Source organism: Campylobacter lari subsp. lari, assembly GCF_013372185.1.
Lineage (GTDB): Bacteria > Campylobacterota > Campylobacteria > Campylobacterales > Campylobacteraceae > Campylobacter_D > Campylobacter_D lari.
This window is the reverse complement of sequence record NZ_CP053830.1, coordinates 1,038,329-1,059,706: the sequence shown is the minus strand read 5'-3', so window position 1 is coordinate 1,059,706 and position 21,378 is coordinate 1,038,329. Positions and strand designations below refer to the sequence as shown.

Below are 21,378 nucleotides of genomic sequence, written 5' to 3'. Positions count from 1 at the left end.
CTTAAAACCTACTTTTTTCAAAATTTATACCCAAAATTCCAGTTGGTTTAAAAAGCAAAATCAATACTAAAAAGATAAATGCAAAAGCATCTTTAAAACCAGAAAGATCAGGAAAAATAGCAACAACAACAACTTCTGTAAATCCTATAATCAAACCACCTAAAACAGCTCCAGCAACCGAACCAATACCACCTAAAACCGCAGCTCCAAAAGCTTTAAGCCCTATAAGAGTTCCCATGCTAGGTTCAACAGAAGGATAACTAACGGCCCAAAAAATACCACCAATAGCAGCTAAAGCTGAGCCTAATGCAAATACAATAGCGATAATACGATTTGCATCAATTCCCATTAAATTTACAGTATGAATATCAAAAGCTAAAGCTCTAATAGCAATGCCATATTTGCTTTTATAGAGTATAAATAAAACCACTAATAGTATAAAAAATGTTAAGATAGGTACTAAAATATTATTAATACTAATACTGATATTATTAAAATTAATCACCGTTTCAAGATAACTTGGTACAGGAAAATATTTTGGTGTTGAGCCAAATAAGACATTAAATACATTTTGTATTAAGAAGCTTATACCTATGGCTGTAATAAGTAAAGAAATTCTAGGTGCTTTTCTTAGAGGTTTATAAGCTACTCTGTCAATAGCTATACCTAAAGCTGCCGCAAATAACATAGCCAAAGAAAGAGCTCCTAAAAAAGGCACATTCATACTTGTAACACAAAATAAAGCTGAGTATGCACCTACCATCATGATATCACCATGCGCAAAATTAATTAATCTTAAAACACCATAGACCATTGTATAGCCTATAGCAATAAGTGCATACATACTGCCCAAGCTAAAACCATTTATAACTTGCTGTAAAATTAAAGAACTATCCATTGAACCTCTTAAAATTTTATTTACGGAAGAATCGTATCTTTGTAAATTTGCTTTTGATTTTCTATTGATTTTATAACAATTGAACGCGTAGCATTGCCCGTTTTATCAATGCTAATTACTCCGCTAACACCTTCAAATTTTGAAGTAGTATGGATATTGTTGTTGATACATTCACTGTTAAAATTATCAACACATTTTTGCATAGCTTCAAAAATTACAAAATATGCATCTGCGCCCATAGCTGTGAAGTTTGGAACCTCTTTGTTTTGTTTTTCTTTTTCATAAGCTAGTATGAAGTCTTTTGAAAGTTGTGTTGGAGGGTTGTTATAATCAAAGCTATCAGTAAATAAATATCCTTCTGCAGCATCTTGAGCTAGATTAATAAAGGTTTCATCAGCCACTCCATCTGCTGAACCCATAGGGATATTTATGCCCATTGCTTTTGCTTGGCGTGCAAATAAAGAAGCTTCGGTATAATATACTGGAAGATAAATAAAATCAGGTTTTAAATTTTTAATTTGTGCAAGAATAGCTTTAAAGTCTTTATCACCTGCTGTGATTCTAAATTTATCTAAAATTTTTCCACCTTGCTTGCTAAATTCTTTTTCAAAGGCTCTAGTTAAACCCAAAGAATAATCCGTGCTTTGATCGCTGATTATCACAGCTTTAGTATAGTTTAGTTTATTTTTTACATAACTAGCCAAAGATGAGCCTTGGAAGCTATCCATAAAACAAACCCTACTGGCATATAATTTTTTATTTAAAATTTTATCAGCAGTAGCTGCAGGAGCAACCACTGGGATCTTTTTTTCTTCGCCAATTCTTATTACTTGCAAAGTATTAGCTGTTAGCATTTCGCCAATTAGTGCATAAGCTTTGTTTTGTGAAACTAATCTTGTACTAGCATTGGCACTTTCTATTTTATCACCTTTTGTATCTACTACTACTAAATTTACTTTATCTCCATTGTTTAGTGTGTTTTTCATAGAATTTGCAATTTTCACTCCATCTAAAGCACTTTGTCCATATGCTGCCGTAGAACCTGTCAGAGGTAAAACTACGCCAATGTTGATTTCTTTTGCTTGTATGATATTGCAAGCTATGATAGATAATATAGCTATACTAATTTTTTTCATAGTTTACCTTTCAAGGATTGATAATAGTTTTATATACTTGTTTTTGATTTTGTATTTCTTTTATAACTACAGAACGACTTGCATTGCCACTAGCATCTATGCTTATAACTCCACCCACGCCTTCAAAATTATTAGTTGAGTGAATTTTTTCATTAATGCATTGTGCATTAAGATTGCTAGCGCATTCATTCATTGCATTTACCATTACATAATAAGCATCAGCCCCCATAGCAGAAAATGCTGGAAGTTCTTTGGTGCCATGATCTTTTTCATAGGCATTGATGAAATTTTTAGACAAAGCTGTTGGAGGATTGTTATAATCAAAACTATCGGTAAATACCACTCCATTTACAGCATCTCCACCAAGCTCAATAAATGTTTTATTATTTACTCCATCTCCTGCGCTTAAAAGTTTGTTAAATCCAACCGCCTTTGCTTGTCTTGCTATTAAGGCAGCCTCTGGATGATAAATTGGCATATAAACAAAATCAGGGTTGATACTTTTAAGTTGCGAAACAATGGCTTTAAAGTCTTTATCACCTGAAGAAATGGTTAATTTTTTAAGTACTTTTCCACCATTTTGCTTAAATTCTTTTTCAAAAGCTCTTGCTAGGCCCAATGAATATACATTGCTTTGATCAACTATAACAACCACGCTTTTTAAATTTAAATCTTTATATGCATAGTTTGCAAATTTATCTCCTTGAAAACTATCCATAAAACAAACTCTACTAGCATAGCTTTTTTTATCTAAAAGTTTATCCCCTGAGGCAACTGGAGCTATAGCAGGAATTTTTCTTTCTTCAGCTATAGATAAAACTTGCATAGTATTTGGTGTCACAGCTTCACCTATAAGACCCAAAACTTTATCTTGAGAGATAAGTCTAGTAGTAGCATTTGCTGCTTCTATTTTATCGCCTTTAGTATCAATAGCTATAATTTTAATACTATCTCCATTTTTTAAATTTGGATTTAAGGTATTGGCTAGTTTAATGCCCTCATATACATCATTACCATAGGCTGCTAAAGTACCAGTAAGTGGTAAAACAACTCCTATTTTTACTTCTGCAGCATAAATTGAGCTAGCGCAAAGTAAGCTAGCTAGTAGTAGATTTTTTTTCATGAAAACTCCTTTTTTGCTATTTTAAAAATGTGTTATGTTTAGTTTTTGGCGCTGGCTCTTCTTCTAAAAGATCTTTTTGATTAAGCTCTATAGAAAAATTTTGTCCCTTTAAATAAGCTATGATGTGATTTATATCGCTATCACTTAGTTTTTTAGCATATAAACTCATTTGGATATTATCGCTTGATTGATTTTTGAAATATCCATTAGCATAATCTTTCAAAGCGCCTTTGATTTCTTCTGGACTTAAGTCTTTAAGGGCTCTTTTACCATAAGAATTTTTTTCTCCATTTTCTCCATGACAAGCATTGCATTTGTTTTTAAAATATATTTCTTTAGCCTTTTCTAAGTCATAACTAATATTATCATTAAAAGTATAAGTAAATAAAGATTTTACATTAAAAGCCAATAGTGAATTGGCAAATAAAACACTTACAATAAACAAGCGTAACATAAATATAACCTTTTTTAATATATAAATAAAGCTCGATTATATCTAAAAAAAATAAATAATATTATCTTACCCTCACTTTTTTAAAAAATTCCAAAACCTTAAGTCACTTTGCAAAGGCTTATAGGGGTAAAATATTAAGAATACTAGCAAGTAAAAATATACATGACAAAGAAGCTTTATTAGAAAATCTACCTAATGATTTAAAAATAAAAGAAATTAAAATACAGGGATTAAAAGAAGAGATAATCTTAGATATAGTAAGCTAAGCCTTTTGGCTTAGCTTTTATAATTAGAATTTGTATAGAGCTTCAAGTCTGATGAATTGATCGTTAGCATTATCTTTACCAGCTGTGTTGAAATCTTCACTTAGGTAAGAATAGAATCCGCTAAATGTAAGTTTTGGGCTATAAGCATAAGATACGCTTCCAACCATTTCGTATTTGTCTATATCATGAGTAGCTTGTTTAGATTTACCACCGATATAGTCAAATCCTACTCTTAAAGTTTCAGCAAAAGTATAGCCTAAACCTGCAAAATAGAAGAAGTTTTCACCAGTACTACCTCTTAAATCACTGCCATCAGAATAGAAAATTTGTTGACCTGGAGCGATAACTCTACCTAAATCTTCCAATGTAGTAACTGTATATTTATTTTTATCACCATAACCAACTACACCAGCTTGTAAATCAAATGCAGAAATATCTGCTGAAACTTTACCTGCATAGAAATTACCATCATCTAAAGTACTTCCAGCTTTAGTATGTTCGCTGTCTAAGCTATTTCCTAAGTATTGAGCTTGGATTTTGAAGTTCATGTCGTTGAATGCAAATTTATAGCTAGCATCTACTGCATATAAGAATGCCCAGCTGTTAGCATAAGCTGCCCATACTTGGAATGCAAATGGATCAAAGTCACCTAATACAGCAGCACCGTATAAAGATGAATTTTTAATTCCTAAGCTAGTAAAATCACCATCATCTTCATCATTGAAGCTATCAAACCAATAACCAGCAAAAGTTAAGCCTTCGATAGAATTGTTAAGAACTTTAGCTCCTGTACCTACTGCATCATCAGTCCAAATAGAACCAACTTCCATTTTACCGAAGATTACATTTGTAGCATAAGCTTCGTTAGTGTATTCTAAGTAAGCTTGTTGAACAGCAAAAGTTGAATGAGTATTTGTTCCAACTTTTTTAGTAATTTCATTTTTTTCATTTCTTGTATTGCCATAGCCTAATTCGCTAGTGCTATATTGGAATTGAACAAAAGCTTTGAAGTTATCATCTAAAGCTGCTTTGAAGTTTAATTGAGATTTAAACTTATGTGTGTTGTTGCTATTACCAGGATTGTTATAACCACCGATAGTTTGATTATTTCCAATATCTCTTCTATCAGATTCAAATCTGTATCTCATCATTCCTGATACATCAACATCTTTTATAGCTTCTTCAAGTGAAACAGCGTTAGCTGCTGAAAAAGCACCTGCAGCTAAAGCTGCTACTAAACTAAGTTTAACTAGTTTCATGAGAATTCTCCTTATTAAAATTAAAACTATGGCTTGTATTATACCATAGTTTTATATGAGAATTCTTAAAGTAAATAAAAATATATGTATTTATTGGGATATATTTGAAGTTATAGTATGTTGTTGTACTATAAATTATTAGTATATAATGATTATAGTTTAGATAATCAAACTATATTATATTAAATTTTTAAAATTATAATTTAATTTTATTCCTAATTTTATATTCTATAAATAATCTCATTCATATTTAAAACTAAATATCTTTAAAGATCTAGTAAAAACTAGATCTTTAAAAACTAAGGAGTTATCTATGAATGTTTGCTTTTACAGATGTAATTATGCTCTTTGATAGTTAATGTTTGGAAACTGGGTTGCTAGCATTTTAATTTTTTTATAATATTATCCAATTTTTTACTATCTCCTTCTTTTAGATCCTCTAAAGCTTCTATAGCAGGAACGAAATCTTCCATTTCATCAAGATAGTTTTCTAAAGCATTGCGTAAAATTTCAGCTTTTTTCTTTTTAGAAAATTTTGCAGTTTGATTTAAGCGTTCGTAAAGTTCTTCTGAAAGAGTTAGAGTGTATCTTTTATTCATTATTTAGCCTTTATTTTGGTCTTATTGCTTCTTGGCAAGCTTTGCATTTATAATTTGTGTTGCTTGTTTGTATTTTTTGATGAATATCATAAGGAACTTTGTGAATTTTATCTGCGCAGGAGCAAATGTATTCATAAAATTCTTGTAATTCTCCCAAGTTTGTCTTTTTGTCTTTTTTGCTAAGTTGGGCTTGATGCCATTTTTCTATTTTCATATCTTCTCTTAAAATATGTTCTAAAAGCCATTTGGATGCAATTATATTAAGTTTTTCTTTTAAATCATTAGTGCTTTTTATATTTTGAATTAAATCTATCATGGATTGAATGATACTTTTGTGAATTTTTTGATGGTTTACAAGTTCAGGGTAGCCTATTTTTTCCATGTATTTTTCTTCTTCGGCAAAATGCTCTTTCATGTAATTGAAAAAATCCGCAAGTAAAAATTTAATCTGTCCTTTATGAATAGGTTTATCCGAAATCATCTCAACATTAGCAGCAAGCTCAAAAAGTTTTTTGTGTTGTTCATCGATTTCTTTATTGTGAATGCTGTATTTATCACACCACTTTGGTAGCATATTTAACCCCTTGTTTGTTTTGGCAGAGTTTGTCAAACATTATAATTTACAATTTTTTAAATTATAATTAATTTTCGATTTTTTCCTTTTGCAGAATTAAATTTGTAGAACATTCTTTGCATTTAAATTGCGCTTTGGAGTATTGTATTTTTAAATGAATATCATAAGGAACTTTATGAGTTTTTTCTTCGCATTGACATTGATATAAAAATTTTTTTATTTTTGGTTTTTCTTCTTGATTTAAATTTGTTATATTTTGCTCTTGAGTGCTTCGCTTCCAATGCTCTATCATCATATCATGCTGGATGATGTGTTCTAAAAGCCAAGAATTTACTACTATATATAGTTTTTCTTTTAAGTCATTGGTACTTTTTTATACTTTGTATGAGTTGTATCATGGATTTTGTTATTTGTTTATGCATTAGCTTGTGCTGGCTTATATATGGATAGTTAATTTCAGCCATATAAGATTCTTCGTCTTGAAAGTGAATTTTAATATAATGAAAAAATTCAGCAATAAGTTTTTTTAATTCTACTTGATAAATAGGTCGATCAGAAATTTCTTCAACTTTAGCAGCAAGTTCAAAAAGTTTTTTATGTTGATTGTCAATTTTTACATTGTTGATATTGTATTTTTGATCCCATTCAGGCAGCATAATAAATCCTAGGTATAGCGGTTTATTTAATAGTTAATATTTTATAAATATTTGTCTTTAATTTTGCTAAATTCACACTTAATTTACACAAAAAAAATATAATGTTTTTGAGTAAAACATAATAAAAAGGTTAAAAATGGCCACACAAATTCTTTTATTAGAAGATGATATTAATTTAGGAGAAATTGTTAGTGAATTTTTAGAAGAAGAAGGTTTTGTGGTTACTTTAGTGGATAATGCTCAAGATGCACAAGATAAAGCTTATGAAAAAAATTTTGATTTATGGATTTTAGATGTTAAGGTTCCACAAGGTGATGGTTTTAGTGTGCTTAAAAATTTAAGACAAGCTGGTAAATACACACCAGCCATTTTTATGACCTCATTAAATACTACTATGGATTTAGAAAAAGGTTTTGAAAGTGGTTGTGATGATTATATTAAAAAGCCTTTTGAATTACAAGAATTAAAAATTAGAATCAATGCTATTTTAAAAAGATCATTTTCTCATAAAAATGAAGATTATGAAGATTTGGGGAATGGTTTTAAATTTGCGCTAATTTCTCAAACTCTATATCAGAATGATAAACCTTTATCTTTACCTTTAAAAGAATTAAAACTTTTATCTTTGCTTTTAAAAAATAAAGGTAAATTTATAGATACTGCTTGTATTTTTGAAGAAATTTGGGAGTATGATCAAGAGCCAAGTGAGCTTAGTTTAAGAGCTTATGTAAAAAATTTACGAAAAATTTTGGGCAAAGATAGTATTGTCAACCAAAGAGGAAGAGGGTATTGTTATGTATGAGGCCAAGCGCGTTGCATGGCAAATTCTTTCTTTGTATTTGGTGAGTATAGGAAGTATTCTTATAGTACTTTTTGGTGTATGGTATGCAAAGTTAATAGAAGAATTAATAGCTGAGCATAGTATAAAATTAAGACAAGAACATCGTTTTGTAATTTTACAAATGGAAAATTTTCGTTTTGAGCCTATAGAAAAAGGTGCTAGAAAAATTGCTCAAATTTCTAATATAAAATTTGCAATATTTGATAGAACAAAAGTTTATTTTTCTAATCTTGACTTGCCTGCTCAAACAACATTTTTTAAACTTAATAATGCAAATATTTACAATAATAACACTCTAATTTATGTAGCTGATGTAAATTTAAATAATTTATTGCTTGCAAACACTCAAAATCAAAATGCTTTAGAAGTTTTAGGCGATGTTAATCGTTTGAGGGTTTTGGTACAAGGTGGTGATATCTCTAAAGAACTTGGATTTATAAGGTTTAAAGTAGCTTTGGCTATGGTTTTTTCTTTGATTTTTGTGAGTATAATGGCCTATTTTATACTAAAATTTGCACTCAAGCCTTTAGAAATGAGAATAAGATTTTTAAATAATTTTATAAAAGATACCACTCATGAGATTAATACTCCAATTAGCGCGATACTAATGAGTGTAGAGAATTTAGAAAGAAAAAAGAATTTTGAAGAGGTTAAAGCTTTAAAGCGTGTAAAAATAGCTGCTTTGACTTTGAGCCATTTGTATTCAGATTTAACTTTTTTGAATTTTTCTCAAGCTTATGAAGCAAAAAAAGATTGGATATTTTTAAAAGATTTGATTAAAGAAAGAATGGAGTATTTTAAGATATTTTTGGAGCAAAAAAATATTAATTTAGAGCTTAGTTTGGAAGATGATGGAAAAATTTATGCCAATAAAGAGCAGTTTTTTAAAATGTTTGATAATCTTGTTAATAATGCTATAAAATACAATGTAAAAAATGGACATATTAAAATAATGCTTTTGAAGCAAAGACTTATAATAGAAGATAGTGGCTGTGGTATAGCAAAAGAAAATTTGGCCAATATTTTTGAGCGTTATTTAAGGTTTAATGAAAATCAAGGTGGTTTTGGTATAGGACTTTCTTTGGTGGATAAAATTTGTAAAGATCATAACATTAACATAAAAGTAGAAAGTGAGCTAAATAAAGGAACAAAATTTATTTTAACTTGGAAAAATTAAAATTATTTATTGCTCATTTTAGCTTTTTCTTTTGCATCAATTAAGGTATTTATAAAATTTGCAATCTCTTTTGATTCGGCAGTATTTAAAGTGGTGTATTTGTGATTTAATATTTGATTTATTAAAAGTTCATTGCTTAAGTCATTATCGCCAAATTCTCTAGCCTTTTGTAAAATTTTTAAAGCGAGTAAATTTTTTACTTCATACATGCTCATCCTTTAGATAAATTACACTTACTATGCGTTTTGTGGTTTGGTTTTTTCTATAAGAAAAAAATCTCTCATCATCAAAAGTGCAAAGATTGATATCAAAAATATCATTAACACCTAATTCTTTTGCTTGAAATTTAACTAATGCTTTTAAATCAAGCTTATTTTCATGTAAAAAAGGTGCAAATTTTTCTTTGCTATAATTTAAAACCTCGCCATTAATTTCATAATTTTTAGCACAAATTCCTGCTGAAATAATAAGTTTTAAATTCTTGGTTTGAGTGTTAAAGTTTTTTTGCATTTTTAAAACAGCTTCTTTTAAGATGTTTTCAAAACAACCCTTTCTTCCAGAATGTAAAGCACAAATTGTTTTTTTATCCTCATCATATAAAAGCAAAGGCAAACAATCAGCGCTTAAAATACACAAAGCAGTATTTTTTTTATCGCTAATAATTCCATCACAATTTATATTAAAATTATCATCATAAACACTAACTATATTAGAATGAATTTGATTTAAAAAAACACAAGTTTGTATATTAGTATCAAAGTCAAACACGCTATGAGGAATAATTTTTTCTCTAAAAATATTATAATCTTTATCAAAAACTACAAAAGCTTTTGCAAAGTCATTTTCTAATAAAGTGATGTAATCTTGTCTATTTGTTGCCATGAAATTTCTTTTTTATAATTTAATTGTCTGTGTATGTATCTTGCTAAAAGATCACTTTCTATATTAACGCGTCTTCCTATGGTGTAATCTTTAAACAAGGTTTCATTAAAAGTTATAGGAATGATAGTTAAGCGAATACCATTTTTTAAGACTTCATTGATAGTCAAGCTCACTCCATCTATGGCTACACTTGCTTTATTTGCCATATAAATTTGTATATCATCAGGACATTTAATATAAAAATCAACTCCGTTTTCTTTTTTAGAAATATTAGTAATTTCACCTATACCATCAATATGTCCTTGCATTAAATGTCCATCTATTCTATCGCCATAAGCTAGTGCAGGTTCAATATGTACATAGTCTTTTAAATTTTCAATAGCTATGTGAGTTCTTGTTTCATAAGAAAGTTCAAGATTAAAACCATCATCAAAAAGTTTTGTTACACTCAAACATGCACCATTAACTGCTATGCTATCACCTAGTTTTGGTTTGTAGCTTGCTTTTAATCTTAAAGTGTTGTTTTGATATGATTTGACAAAGGCTAATTCGCGGATTAATCCATTAAACATTCAATACCTTTAATTTTTATGAGATTTTATCTAAAACTTTTAAATTTCAAAAAGTATTTTTAGTGTTTTATTTTAAAAAATATTATATAATTTTTGCCTTTTTTATAAAAATGAGGGCAAAATATGTTTGATGTTATAGTTATTGGTGGTGGGCATGCTGGCATAGAAGCAAGCGCAGCAGCTGCTAGAATGGGTAAAAAAACTTTACTTTTAACAACTTTGGTAGAACAAATTGGTGCTGCAAGTTGTAATCCTGCTATAGGTGGTTTGGCAAAAGGGCATTTGGTTAAAGAAATTGATGCCATGGGCGGACTTATGGGTCAAATTACCGATGAAGCTGGAATTCAATTTAGAATTTTAAATGAAAGCAAAGGTGTTGCTGTTCGTGGAAGTAGAGCACAAATTGATATGGATGCTTATAGAATTTGTGCTAGAAATAAACTTTTAAAACTACAAAATTTAGAAATTTCTCAAGAACAAGTTTTATCTTTAATTATAGAAAATGATGAGGTTAAAGGTGTAAAAACAAATTTAGAAAATACATATTTTGCTAAAAAAATTATTCTTACCACAGGGACTTTTCTAAATGGACTTATTCATGTAGGAGAGAAAAAACTACAAGCTGGTAGAGTAGGTGAGCTTGCTTCTGTTAGTTTGGGTGAATACTTAAAACAAAGTGGTTTGAAAATAGGAAGATTAAAAACAGGAACTTGCCCTAGGGTTGATGCTAAAAGCATTGATTTTAGTGTTTTAGAAATTCAAAATGGAGATGAAAATCCAAAACCTTTTAGTTTTAAAACAAAAAATTTTACTCCTAATCAACTTCCATGCTATATAGCAAGAACAAATTTAAAAACTCATGAGATTATAAAAGATAATTTTTACCGCGCACCACTTTTTACAGGACAAATTGAAGGCATAGGGCCAAGGTATTGTCCTTCTATTGAAGATAAGATAAATCGCTTTAGCGATAAAGAAAGCCACCATTTGTTTATAGAGCCACAAACTAAAGATGCAACAGAATATTATATTAATGGTTTTTCTACTTCATTGCCTTATGAAGTTCAAATTGCTATGCTAAGAAGCATAAAAGGCTTTGAAAATGCTAAAATTACGCGTTTTGGTTATGCTATAGAATATGATTATATTGATCCAACAGAATTAAGACATACTTTAGAAACTAAAAAGATTAAAAATTTATATTGTGCTGGGCAAATTAATGGAACAACTGGCTATGAAGAAGCTGCTGCGCAAGGATTTATGGCAGGAATTAATGCGGTTTTATCTATAGAGAATAAAGATCCTTTTGTATTAGGTAGAGATGAAGCTTATATAGGTGTTTTAATAGATGATTTAGTATTAAAAGGTACAAAAGAACCATATAGAATGTTTACTTCAAGAGCTGAATATAGACTACTTTTAAGAGAAGAAAATGCCATTTTAAGACTTGGAGAATATGGTTATAATTTTAAACTTTTAAGTGATGATGATTTTGCTTATATTAATAATATAAAGCAAAATGTTAGCAAAGGACTTGATTTTTTACTTCAAACAACTTGGACACCAAATAATAAAAATAATGAATTTTTACAAAGCATTAAAGAAGAAAAAATCACTTCTATAATAAATTTGCAAAAAATTGTTGCTAGAGCAAGCTTTAATGTAGAAAAATTAAAAGCTTTAGATAAAATATTTGAAAATATGGATGAGTATTCTTTAAATGAAATATTAAGTGAAGCAAAATATTATCATTATATAGCAATGCAAAAAGCACAAATTGAAAAAATGAAAAATTTAAGTGATTTAAAAATTCCTGAAAATTTTGATTTTAAGAGTGTAAGTGGTTTGAGTAATGAAGTAGTGGAAAAATTACAAAAATTTAATCCACCAACCATCTTTGCTGCTTCGCAAATTAGTGGTATTACTCCAGCTGCTTTGGATATTTTGCATATTTATATCAAAATGAAAAAACAATAGATAATAATAAACTTATCTATTGTTGTGATTTAAAACAAACAATTATTTTTATCTCTAAATAAATATTCACATATCTTAAATCAAGCTTTTTTATACCAAAGAAAAAATTTATTATTTTTTAGATAAACTGCTAAGTTTTACAAAAAATCAAAACAAAGGAAGTAAAATGGCTACATCTGAAAGTAGACGAAGCTTTATGGGCTTTGCCTTTGGAACAGTAGCTGCTGTGGGTGGTGCTTTTTCATTAGTTGCAATGAAAAAAACATGGGATCCACTCCCAAGTGTAAAAGCAGCAGGTATTACTACTGTAGATCTAACTGACATGAAAGAGGGCGAGCTTAGAACAATTGAATGGCGTAAGAAGCCTATATTTATCTTAAAAAAAGATGCAGATATGGCAAAAGATAGCAATAGAGATGTTGTTGTAGGTGATGTTGCTTATACTGTAGTTATTGGACTTTGTACACATTTAGGCTGTATTCCAGCTTATGCTCCAAGCGAAAAATTATTTAAGTGTGCTTGTCATGGTGGTGAATTTGACACTAGTGGTAAAAATGTATTTGGTCCTCCTCCAAGACCTTTGGACATTCCTCCTTTTAGAATTGATGGAACAAAATTAGTATTAGGCGAAGAAGGTCCAGAATATAAAAAAATGATCGCGGAGGCTTAATATGGCACAGATAAAAAAAGCAAATGGTATTGTAGATTGGCTTGATCAAAGATTAGCTGTGAATAAGCTTTTTAATGTTTTAATGGCTCAATATTGGATACCAAAACAAATTAACTTCTTATGGGCAATGGGTGTTATTTTAACTACTCTTTTTGCTATTTTATTTATTTCAGGTCTATTTTTAGTAATGTATTACAAGCCAGATGTTGCTTTAGCATTTGATAGTGTAAATAAAACTATCATGCAAGAGGTTGAATATGGTTGGCTTTGGCGTCATATGCATGGTGTGGCTGCTTCGGTTGTATTTTTAATCATATATATCCATATGTTAACAGGAATTTATTATGGCTCTTATAAAAGAGGCCGTGAAATGATTTGGGTTAGCGGTATGCTTTTATTTGTTGTATTTTCAGCAGAAGCATTTAGTGGATATATGTTACCTTGGGGACAAATGAGCTTTTGGGCTGCTCAAGTTATTACTCAGCTTTTTGGCGGAATTCCTTTTATAGGTGATGCGTTGGTTATTTGGATAAGAGGGGATTTTGCGGTTTCAGATCCAACTTTAACTAGATTTTTTATGTTGCATGTGTGTTTATTGCCTATTGTGATTTTAGCAATTATTGCATTCCACTTTTATTCTTTAAGAATTCCTCATGTAAATAATGAAATTTCAGAAGAAATTGATTTTGATTTAGAGGCTGAAAAATATTTAGCAGGTGATACAAAAGGTTCTAAAGTTATTCCTTTTTGGCCAGGATTTTTAGCTAAAGATTTTATGTATATTGCCTTATTTATGATTTTCTTCTTTTACTTGGTATGTTTTAAATTCAATTTTGCAATGGATCCAATCAATTTCGATCCAGCAAATTCATTAAAAACGCCTCCTCATATTTATCCTGAATGGTATTTCTTATGGAGTTATGAAGTTTTAAGAGGATTTTTCTTTGATGTTGGAAGCATTAAGGCTTTTGATATAGGACTTGCAGCATTTGGTATAGCACAAATTATTTTCTTCTTATTGCCTTGGCTTGATAGAAGTGATGTTGTAAAACCAGCACATGAAAGACCGATGTTTTTTGTATGGTTTTGGGTATTATTGATAGATTTAATTGTACTAACAGTTTATGGAAAGCTTCCTCCAACAGGAATTAATGCTTGGATAGGATTTTACGCTTCTATGGTATTTTTACTATTATTGTTAGTAGTCTTACCAATTATTACTATCATGGAAAGAAAAAGGGGCTAATAATGAGAGAATTAAAAATATTTTTTGTAGTTGTCTTTTTCACAGGTTTAGTTTATTGGGGAGTTGAGCCTTATGCGCATTCAGTGATGAATCCTCCTTCAACTCCGGTTAATTTTGACTTTGCAAAAGCTGATGTAGAATTTACCAAAGGTGAAGTTGCTTTAAAAGAAAAAGCAGCAATGGATGCTAAAAATTCAGGAAATGAAAAAGCTATAGCTAATGCTCAAAAAGCATTAGAGCTTGCAAAAAGCCAAGAAGAAGCTACTAAGCAATTGTGGGAAAAAATCGCAAAAATCGATTTTAGCAAAGGTAATGCGCAAAAAGGAAAAGAACTTTTTGAAGGAAATTGTATTGCATGCCATGGTGTAAAAGCTGCTGGAATTCCTGCTACTATTACAGATTCTTCTTTGGGTGTAACGCCTCCTGATTTGAGTGATGCAGGCGCTATTTATGATGAGAAATTTTTAGCAGCATTGATTGTTGATCCAGTTAAGGCTTTGCAAATTTCACATAAATTTAACGATGAAAATCCATTCTTAATGCCTGCTTATCCTTTAAGTGGCGATGAAGCACAAGATAATCAAGATTTAGCAGATTTAATTACATTCTTTAAAAACACAGCTAGTGAATATGAAAAAGAATTCGATGCAAAATTAAAAGCTGATTTAGAAGAAAAATATGCTAAAAATCAAGAGCTTTCAGAACAAGCAAAAACAGCTTTAATTGCAAAAGAATTTGATTTTGCTAAAAACAAACATACATTTGAAAATGCTTGTGGAAGATGCCATGATGTAAAATATGACGGCTTTATTTCAAGCTCAAATATGAGTGATTTAAAAAATTATCTTGGTATGACGCCTCCAGATTTATCTATGATGATTCGTTCTAAAGGTGCGCATTATCTTGAAATATTCATCAATGAACCTCAAAAGAAAATTCATGGAACTGCTATGCCAAGAGTTGGTTTGAATGAAAAAGCACAAACTCAAGTTATTGATTATCTTGAAAAAGTTGGTGATAGTAAAAAAGAAGAAAGAGAGCAAACAGGAATTTATATCATGATATTCTTTGCTATCTTAAGTATTTTTGCTATAGGTTGGAAAAGATCAGTTTGGTCTAAACTACACTAATTTATCCAAAGAACGCCTCGTGGCGTTCTTTTTCTTCAATAATAAGCTAAATATAAAATAAAATTTGATATAATATTTTTTCATTTCACACGCATTAATTTCCTTATTAGGTTGCTTATGGGTTAAAGAATGCGGAGGAATAAACCTAATTATTTTATTTCAAGGAGAATTTCATGGTAAGCATGAGAGATTTGTTAGAGTGTGGTGTACACTTTGGACACCAAACAAGAAGATGGAATCCAAAAATGAAAAAATTTATTTTTGGAGAAAGAAAAGGTATTTATGTAATTGATTTACAAAAAACACTTAGATACTTTAGATACACATACAATATCGTTCGCGATGCTGCAGCTGAAGGTAAAACAATTTTATTTGTTGGCACTAAAAAACAAGCTGGTGGCGCTATAAAAGAATACGCTGAAAAATGTGGAATGCCTTATGTAAATCATAGATGGCTTGGTGGTATGATGACTAACTTTGGAACTATCCGCCAATCAATTAGAAAATTAGAAGTTATAGAAAAAATGGAAGAAGATGGAAGTATTAAGCTTTTAACTAAAAAAGAAGCTTTGATGCTTACTAGAAAAAAAGAAAAATTATTAGCATATCTTGGTGGTATTAGATATATGAAAACCCAACCTGATATGATTTTTGTTATTGATACTGTTAAAGAAAAAATTGCAGTACAAGAAGCCAATAGATTAAAAATCCCTGTGGTTGCTCCACTAGATACAAACTGCGATCCTGACTTAGTTGATTTCCCAATTCCAGGAAATGATGATGCGATTCGCTCAGTTCAACTTTTCTGCCAAGAAATGGCTGAAGCAATCAATGAAGGTAAAGCTTTAAGAGAGCAAGATGGTGAAGCAAATGAAGAACAACCAATCTCTGAAGAAGAAAAAAAAGAAGTTTTAGAAGAAGCTATGAGTGAAGAAGATTTTGAAGGAGATAAAGAGTAATGGCTGAAATCACTGCACAAATGGTAAAAGAACTGCGCGAAAATACCGGCGCAGGTATGATGGATTGTAAAAATGCTTTAAAAGATACAGATGGTGATTTTGAAAAAGCAGTGCAACTTTTAAGAGAAAAAGGACTTGGAAAAGCTGATAAAAAAGCTGATCGCTTGGCTGCTGAAGGTTTGGTAAGTGTAAAAGTAAGCGATGATTTAAAATGTGCAACTGTAAGTGAAATTAATTCTGAAACTGATTTCGTTGCTAAAAATGAACAATTTATTGCTTTAACAAAAGATACAACAGCACATATTCAAGCTAAAAGCCTTCAAAATGTTGAGCAGTTGCATTCAAGTGAGATTAATGGTGTTAAATTTGAAGAATATTTAAAAAATCAAATTGCAACTATAGGTGAAAATTTAGTTGTAAGAAGATTTGCTACCGTAAAAGCTGGAGCTAATGGAGCGGTAAATGGTTATGTTCATTCTAATGGACGCGTGGGTGTTATTATTGCTGCAGCTTGTGATAGTGAAGCTACGGCTAATAAGTGTGGAGAATTTTTAAAACACCTTTGTATGCATATTGCTGCAATGAAACCAAGTTATTTATCTTATGAAGAGCTTGATATGGATTTTGTAGAAAATGAATATAAAGCTTTAGTTGCAGAGTTAGAAAAAGAAAATGAAGAAAGAAGAAGATTAAAAGATCCTAATAAACCAGAACTTAAAATTCCAAAATTCGCAAGTAGAAAGCAATTAACTCAAGAGATAATCCAAGAAGCTGAAGAAGCTATTAAAGCTGAACTTCAAGCACAAGGAAAACCAGAAAAAATTTGGCCTAATATTATCCCAGGTAAACTAAATAGCTTTATAGCGGATAATTCTCAACTTGATGGTAGACTTACTCTAATGGGACAGTTTTATGCAATGGATGATAAAAAAACCGTTGAACAGGTAATTGCAGAAAAAGAAAAAGAATTTGGTGGAACTATTAAAATAGTAGAATTTATCCGTTTTGAAGTGGGTGAAGGTTTAGAGAAAAAAACTGAAGATTTTGCTGCTGAAGTTGCTGCACAAATTGGTTAAAAATGGAACTTTTAAAAGCGGAAAATTTAAGCCATAGTTTTGATATTCCGCTTTTTAAAAATTTAAATTTTACTTTAAATACAAAAGATTGTATTGCAATATGTGGAAGTAGTGGGTGCGGCAAATCCACTCTTTTACATATTTTATCTACCTTATTAAAACCTCAATCAGGAAAAGTTTTTTACAATAATCAGGATTTGTATTCCTTAAACGATGAAGCTTTGTTAGAAATTCGTAGAAAAGATTTTGGGGTTATTTTTCAAATGCATTATTTATTTAAAGGCTTTTTAGCTTTTGAAAATATAGAGCTTGCAAGTATTTTGAGTAAGCAAAATATCGATTATGAGTTATTAAAAAAACTTGATATTGTTGATTTAATGAATCAAAAGATCACAAAATTAAGCGGTGGACAACAGCAACGAGTAAGTATAGCTAGAGTTTTAAGCAAAAGACCAAAAATCATTTTTGCTGATGAGGCTACTGGTAATTTAGATTTTAAAAATGCTTTAAATGTGTTAGATATTTTGATTGATTATGTTAAAGAAAATAATGCAGCCTTAGTTTTTGTGACTCACGACCAAGAACTTGCTAAAAAATGTGATAGAATTTATCATTTAAGTAATTATGGAATTTGTTAATTATTTAGGCGATGAAAATGTTGTAATTTTCATGCTTTTATTTGCCAGAATGAGCGGGTTAATAGTATTTTTCCCTTTTTTTTCTCACAATAGCATACCTTTGGTAGTAAAAACAACTTTAGCTTTATTTTTAACAATGTTTTTATATCCTTTGGCAAAACTTGAAAATAATACACCTGACTCTTTTTTTATTTTATATCTTTTAAGTGAAGTGCTTTTTGGGATGGTTGCGGGTTTAATTTTGCAAATGATTTTTGCCATTTTACAAATGGCAGGTGAACAAATTTCTTTTACCATGGGTTTTTCTATGGCTAGTATTTTAGATCCGGCTACAGGTGCCAATACACCAGTGATTTCCCAAGTTTTAAATTTACTTGCATTGTTAGTTTTTTTAGCTTTTGATGGACATCATTTGATTTTACTTTTTATATCAAATTCATTGGAATATATTAGTTTAGGTGGATTTTATCCGCATGAGAATTTAATGCTTTATTTAAATAAAGCTATGGTAAATATTTTTGTGCTTGGTTTTTCCATGGCTTTTCCTATTTTAGCAATATCTTTATTATCGGATGTTATTTTTGGTATGCTTATGAAAACTATGCCACAATTTAATCTTTTAGTGGTGGGTTATCCTATTAAGATATTTTTATCTTTTGCAGTACTTATTGCTATTTTACTCATCATGATGCAGTATTTTAAAAATTTAATGTTAAAAAGTTTTGAGTATATGGAGTTATTGTTTTTCAATATATAAGCAATAAATAATTAAAAATGTTTTAAAATAATACATTTCTTTAACTTGGGAGATGACAGATGAAGGTTATGCTGATAAATTCTAATGTAGCTGTTTCAAAATTAATTAGCTTAGGAGTTCAAAAGCTAGGTTATGAATTTGAAGAGCTTGCAAATACTGAAGAACTCGAAGATTTTTATGATATTATCATCATAGATCATGATATTGAAGCTAATTTAGATGATTTGAAAAGCAAATGCAATAGATTGATTTATTTATTGCCTAGAAACCAAGAGCAAGTAGAAGGTGTAGAGTGTTTATATAAGCCTTTTTTACCGACTGATTTTATAGAACTTTTGGGTAATGAAAAAACTTTAAGTGAAGATAAGGATAATACTTTAGAGGAAGATGAGTTAAGTTTTGATGAGGATGTTTTGATTGATAAAGATATGCCTTTAGATGGAAATGAACTTTTGGCTGGTATTGATTTGTCTGAACATGAAGAAAGTTTAAGTGAAGATGATTTAAGTCTGCAAGAAGATTTTTTTGAAGAAAATTTAGATAATTCATTAGAAGCTGAAGATAAATCTAAATTATCAAATGAAGTTGATGTTGATAGGGAATTAGGTGATAAGTTAACATTAGCAGATGAACAGCATGAAGAAAATATAGAAGAAAATATAGAAGAAAATATAGAAGAAAATATAGAAGAAAATATAGAAGAAAATATAGAAGAAAATATAGAAGAAAATATAGAAGAAAATATAGAAGAAAATATAGAAGAAAATATAGAAGAAAATATAGAAGAAAATGTAGAAGAAAATGTAGAAGAAAATGTAGAAGAAAATGTAGAAGAAAATGTAGAAGAAAATGTAGAAGAAAATGTAGAAGAAAATGTAGAAGAAAATGTAGAAGAAAATCCCGCCAAATTTGATTCTCTTGACGATTTACCTGTGGTTGAAGAAATGAGCGAAAAAGAGATGAGTTTTGACGATTTACCTGAAGATGCTCAATTTATTGGCGAAGCAAAAGATGATGATAGTATTGTAGAAGAAAATGAACCTTTAGTAGAAGAGGTTTTTGAAGATGAAAGTATAGATGATTTTCAGCCAGAAGAGGAGTTAAGCACTCAAGATAAAATAAAAGAAGAATTAGCCGCTATTGATGAATTAGATGAAGAATTTGGTGGTATTGATGAGAATTTAATGAGTGATTTTGATATGCAAGATTTAAGCAAGGGTGAAGATTTGCAAATGAAATCACAAGCCGATGTAAATGAGGAAAATATAGAGGAAAATATAGAGGAAAATATAGAGGAAAATATAGAGGAAAATATAGAGGAAAATATAGAGGAAAATATGAGTGAAGTTTTAGAAGAAATGCAAGATGAATTTGCAAATTTAAATGAAAATGATATTATGTTGGCTTTAGGAGAAGAATTTGCTCCAGCTGTTGTAGAAAAGAAAGAAGAAAGCAAGGTAAACACTGAAGAAAAAGCAGAAAATTTACAAGAAGATGAAATGGTAAGTGAGCTTAGTAAAAGCATAGCTCAAACCATCACTTCAAGTATTACCGATGATACTTTAAAAGCAGCCTTAAAAGGCATGAAAATGAATATAAACATTAATATAAGCTTTGATGAGGATAAACATTGAGTGGTCAAATTTTAATCATCTCAGGGCCAAGTGGAGCAGGTAAGAGCACTTTGCTTCAAAGGCTTTTTAAAGAAAAAGATAATATTTATTTTTCTATTTCAAGCACAACAAGAACTCCTAGGGAAAATGAGAAAAATGGAGTAGATTATTTTTTTGTTAGTGAAGAAGAATTTAAACAAGGTATAGAAAAAGGTGATTTTTTAGAATGGGCTTTGGTGCATAAAAATTATTATGGCACTTCGTTAATTCCTGTGAAAAAAGCATTACAAGAGGGTAAAAGTGTCATTTTTGATATCGATGTGCAAGGTTTTTGTATAGCTAAAGAGAAAATGCCTGAATATATTACTTCTGTTTTTATTACAACCAAAAATAAAAAAGAACTTGAGAAAAGATTGCTTAAGCGAAATACTGATAAAATAGAAGATATCAGCAAAAGATTAGAAAATGCTAGTGATGAAATGGCTTATTTGGATCGATATGATTTTTTAATCATAAATGATGATCTTGAAAAAAGCTATAGGGAGTTAGAAGCGGTTTTTGAAGCTTCAAAATTAAAAAGTACAAAACATGATTTAAAACAAATTCAAATTCAATGGAATAAAGGAGAATAAAATGCATATGCCAAGTGGAACTCAATGGTTGATTATATTGCTTATAGTAGTGTTACTTTTTGGTGCTAAAAAAATTCCAGAGCTTGCTAAAGGTTTAGGAAAAGGTATTAAAACTTTTAAAGATGAAATGAACACAGAAGATGATAAAAAAATCACTCAAGAAGATGCTCAAAAAATTGAAAAAATCAATGAAAAAGATATTCTTGCAAAAGAAAATAACGAAGAAGTAAAAAAAGCTTAAGG

General features: G+C 29.7%; 23 protein-coding genes and 1 pseudogene. 13 read left to right on the top strand and 11 right to left on the bottom strand.

Annotated features, from left to right (window positions below):
- Nucleotide 1: 1 nt before the first annotated feature.
- The 8 genes and pseudogenes from CLLT_RS05595 to CLLT_RS08065 form a co-directional block, all read right to left on the bottom strand.
- Nucleotides 2-898: a branched-chain amino acid ABC transporter permease gene (locus tag CLLT_RS05595; RefSeq protein ID WP_012661817.1), complete on the bottom strand. Its 897-nt coding sequence runs from the start codon at nt 896-898 to the stop codon at nt 2-4.
- Between the two features lie 20 nt (nt 899-918).
- On the bottom strand, nt 919-2,034 hold the full coding sequence (locus CLLT_RS05590) for an ABC transporter substrate-binding protein (RefSeq protein ID WP_074692985.1): 1,116 nt from the start codon (nt 2,032-2,034) through the stop codon (nt 919-921).
- A gap of 10 nt (nt 2,035-2,044) precedes the next feature.
- On the bottom strand, nt 2,045-3,157 hold the full coding sequence (locus CLLT_RS05585) for an ABC transporter substrate-binding protein (RefSeq protein ID WP_012661815.1): 1,113 nt from the start codon (nt 3,155-3,157) through the stop codon (nt 2,045-2,047).
- Nucleotides 3,158-3,173: 16 nt separating this feature from the next.
- Nucleotides 3,174-3,611 carry a c-type cytochrome gene (locus CLLT_RS05580; protein ID WP_012661814.1) on the bottom strand — a complete coding sequence of 146 codons (438 nt, stop codon included), beginning with the start codon at nt 3,609-3,611 and terminating at the stop codon, nt 3,174-3,176.
- Between the two features lie 289 nt (nt 3,612-3,900).
- Complete coding sequence (locus CLLT_RS05575; RefSeq protein WP_074692569.1) at nt 3,901-5,136, bottom strand: major outer membrane protein; 1,236 nt, start codon at nt 5,134-5,136, stop codon at nt 3,901-3,903.
- Nucleotides 5,137-5,513: 377 nt separating this feature from the next.
- On the bottom strand, nt 5,514-5,735 hold the full coding sequence (locus CLLT_RS05570) for a ribbon-helix-helix protein, CopG family (RefSeq protein WP_012661812.1): 222 nt from the start codon (nt 5,733-5,735) through the stop codon (nt 5,514-5,516).
- A gap of 10 nt (nt 5,736-5,745) precedes the next feature.
- Complete coding sequence (locus CLLT_RS05565) at nt 5,746-6,309, bottom strand: bacteriohemerythrin (RefSeq protein WP_012661811.1); 564 nt, start codon at nt 6,307-6,309, stop codon at nt 5,746-5,748.
- Between the two features lie 67 nt (nt 6,310-6,376).
- A pseudogene (locus tag CLLT_RS08065) lies at nt 6,377-6,965 on the bottom strand (bacteriohemerythrin).
- Between the two features lie 136 nt (nt 6,966-7,101).
- Between CLLT_RS08065 and dccR the strand changes: the two are divergent.
- Both dccR and CLLT_RS05550 read left to right on the top strand, forming a co-directional pair.
- Nucleotides 7,102-7,767 carry a two-component system response regulator DccR gene (gene dccR, locus CLLT_RS05555; RefSeq protein WP_012661808.1) on the top strand — a complete coding sequence of 222 codons (666 nt, stop codon included), beginning with the start codon at nt 7,102-7,104 and terminating at the stop codon, nt 7,765-7,767.
- Nucleotides 7,730-8,983: a sensor histidine kinase gene (locus tag CLLT_RS05550; protein ID WP_159427741.1), complete on the top strand. Its 1,254-nt coding sequence runs from the start codon at nt 7,730-7,732 to the stop codon at nt 8,981-8,983. The genes dccR and CLLT_RS05550 overlap by 38 nt, the downstream gene beginning before the upstream one ends.
- Before the next feature lie 2 nt (nt 8,984-8,985).
- Here CLLT_RS05550 and CLLT_RS05545 read toward each other — a convergent pair whose 3' ends face one another.
- The 3 genes from CLLT_RS05545 to ribE are packed head-to-tail and all read right to left on the bottom strand — an operon-like array spanning nt 8,986 to nt 10,437.
- Complete coding sequence (locus CLLT_RS05545; RefSeq protein ID WP_074693060.1) at nt 8,986-9,192, bottom strand: hypothetical protein; 207 nt, start codon at nt 9,190-9,192, stop codon at nt 8,986-8,988.
- On the bottom strand, nt 9,185-9,865 hold the full coding sequence (gene pgeF / locus CLLT_RS05540; RefSeq protein ID WP_074693062.1) for a peptidoglycan editing factor PgeF: 681 nt from the start codon (nt 9,863-9,865) through the stop codon (nt 9,185-9,187). Before pgeF ends, CLLT_RS05545 begins: the two co-directional genes overlap by 8 nt.
- Nucleotides 9,829-10,437: a riboflavin synthase gene (gene ribE / locus CLLT_RS05535; protein WP_012661804.1), complete on the bottom strand. Its 609-nt coding sequence runs from the start codon at nt 10,435-10,437 to the stop codon at nt 9,829-9,831. Before ribE ends, pgeF begins: the two co-directional genes overlap by 37 nt.
- Before the next feature lie 123 nt (nt 10,438-10,560).
- Between ribE and mnmG the strand changes: the two genes are divergently transcribed.
- The 11 genes from mnmG (at nt 10,561) to CLLT_RS05480 (ending at nt 21,376) form a co-directional block, all read left to right on the top strand.
- Complete coding sequence (gene mnmG, locus CLLT_RS05530; RefSeq protein WP_074693064.1) at nt 10,561-12,414, top strand: tRNA uridine-5-carboxymethylaminomethyl(34) synthesis enzyme MnmG; 1,854 nt, start codon at nt 10,561-10,563, stop codon at nt 12,412-12,414.
- Between the two features lie 166 nt (nt 12,415-12,580).
- Nucleotides 12,581-13,084 (top strand): ubiquinol cytochrome c oxidoreductase, 2Fe-2S subunit, encoded by a 504-nt coding sequence (locus CLLT_RS05525; protein WP_012661802.1) that lies wholly within the window; start codon nt 12,581-12,583, stop codon nt 13,082-13,084.
- A gap of 1 nt (nt 13,085) precedes the next feature.
- A complete protein-coding gene (locus CLLT_RS05520; protein ID WP_012661801.1) occupies nt 13,086-14,330 on the top strand; it encodes a cytochrome b in 1,245 nt (414 codons plus the stop codon).
- 2 nt (nt 14,331-14,332) lie between these two features.
- Nucleotides 14,333-15,460, top strand: coding sequence for a c-type cytochrome (locus tag CLLT_RS05515; RefSeq protein ID WP_070255592.1), 1,128 nt, complete (start codon nt 14,333-14,335; stop codon nt 15,458-15,460).
- Between the two features lie 173 nt (nt 15,461-15,633).
- Complete coding sequence (gene rpsB / locus CLLT_RS05510; protein ID WP_012661799.1) at nt 15,634-16,419, top strand: 30S ribosomal protein S2; 786 nt, start codon at nt 15,634-15,636, stop codon at nt 16,417-16,419.
- Complete coding sequence (gene tsf / locus CLLT_RS05505; RefSeq protein WP_012661798.1) at nt 16,419-17,495, top strand: translation elongation factor Ts; 1,077 nt, start codon at nt 16,419-16,421, stop codon at nt 17,493-17,495. Before rpsB ends, tsf begins: the two co-directional genes overlap by 1 nt.
- Nucleotides 17,496-17,497: 2 nt before the next feature.
- Nucleotides 17,498-18,133, top strand: coding sequence for an ABC transporter ATP-binding protein (locus CLLT_RS05500; RefSeq protein WP_012661797.1), 636 nt, complete (start codon nt 17,498-17,500; stop codon nt 18,131-18,133).
- Nucleotides 18,120-18,890, top strand: coding sequence for a flagellar biosynthetic protein FliR (fliR, locus tag CLLT_RS05495; RefSeq protein WP_074693065.1), 771 nt, complete (start codon nt 18,120-18,122; stop codon nt 18,888-18,890). The genes CLLT_RS05500 and fliR overlap by 14 nt, the downstream gene beginning before the upstream one ends.
- Nucleotides 18,891-18,958: 68 nt before the next feature.
- Complete coding sequence (locus CLLT_RS05490; RefSeq protein ID WP_176316454.1) at nt 18,959-20,524, top strand: hypothetical protein; 1,566 nt, start codon at nt 18,959-18,961, stop codon at nt 20,522-20,524.
- Nucleotides 20,521-21,135, top strand: a complete 615-nt coding sequence (gmk, locus tag CLLT_RS05485) for a guanylate kinase (protein WP_074691641.1) — start codon at nt 20,521-20,523, stop codon at nt 21,133-21,135. The genes CLLT_RS05490 and gmk overlap by 4 nt, the downstream gene beginning before the upstream one ends.
- Nucleotide 21,136: 1 nt before the next feature.
- Nucleotides 21,137-21,376 carry a twin-arginine translocase TatA/TatE family subunit gene (locus tag CLLT_RS05480; protein ID WP_012661793.1) on the top strand — a complete coding sequence of 80 codons (240 nt, stop codon included), beginning with the start codon at nt 21,137-21,139 and terminating at the stop codon, nt 21,374-21,376.
- Nucleotides 21,377-21,378 lie beyond the last annotated feature (2 nt).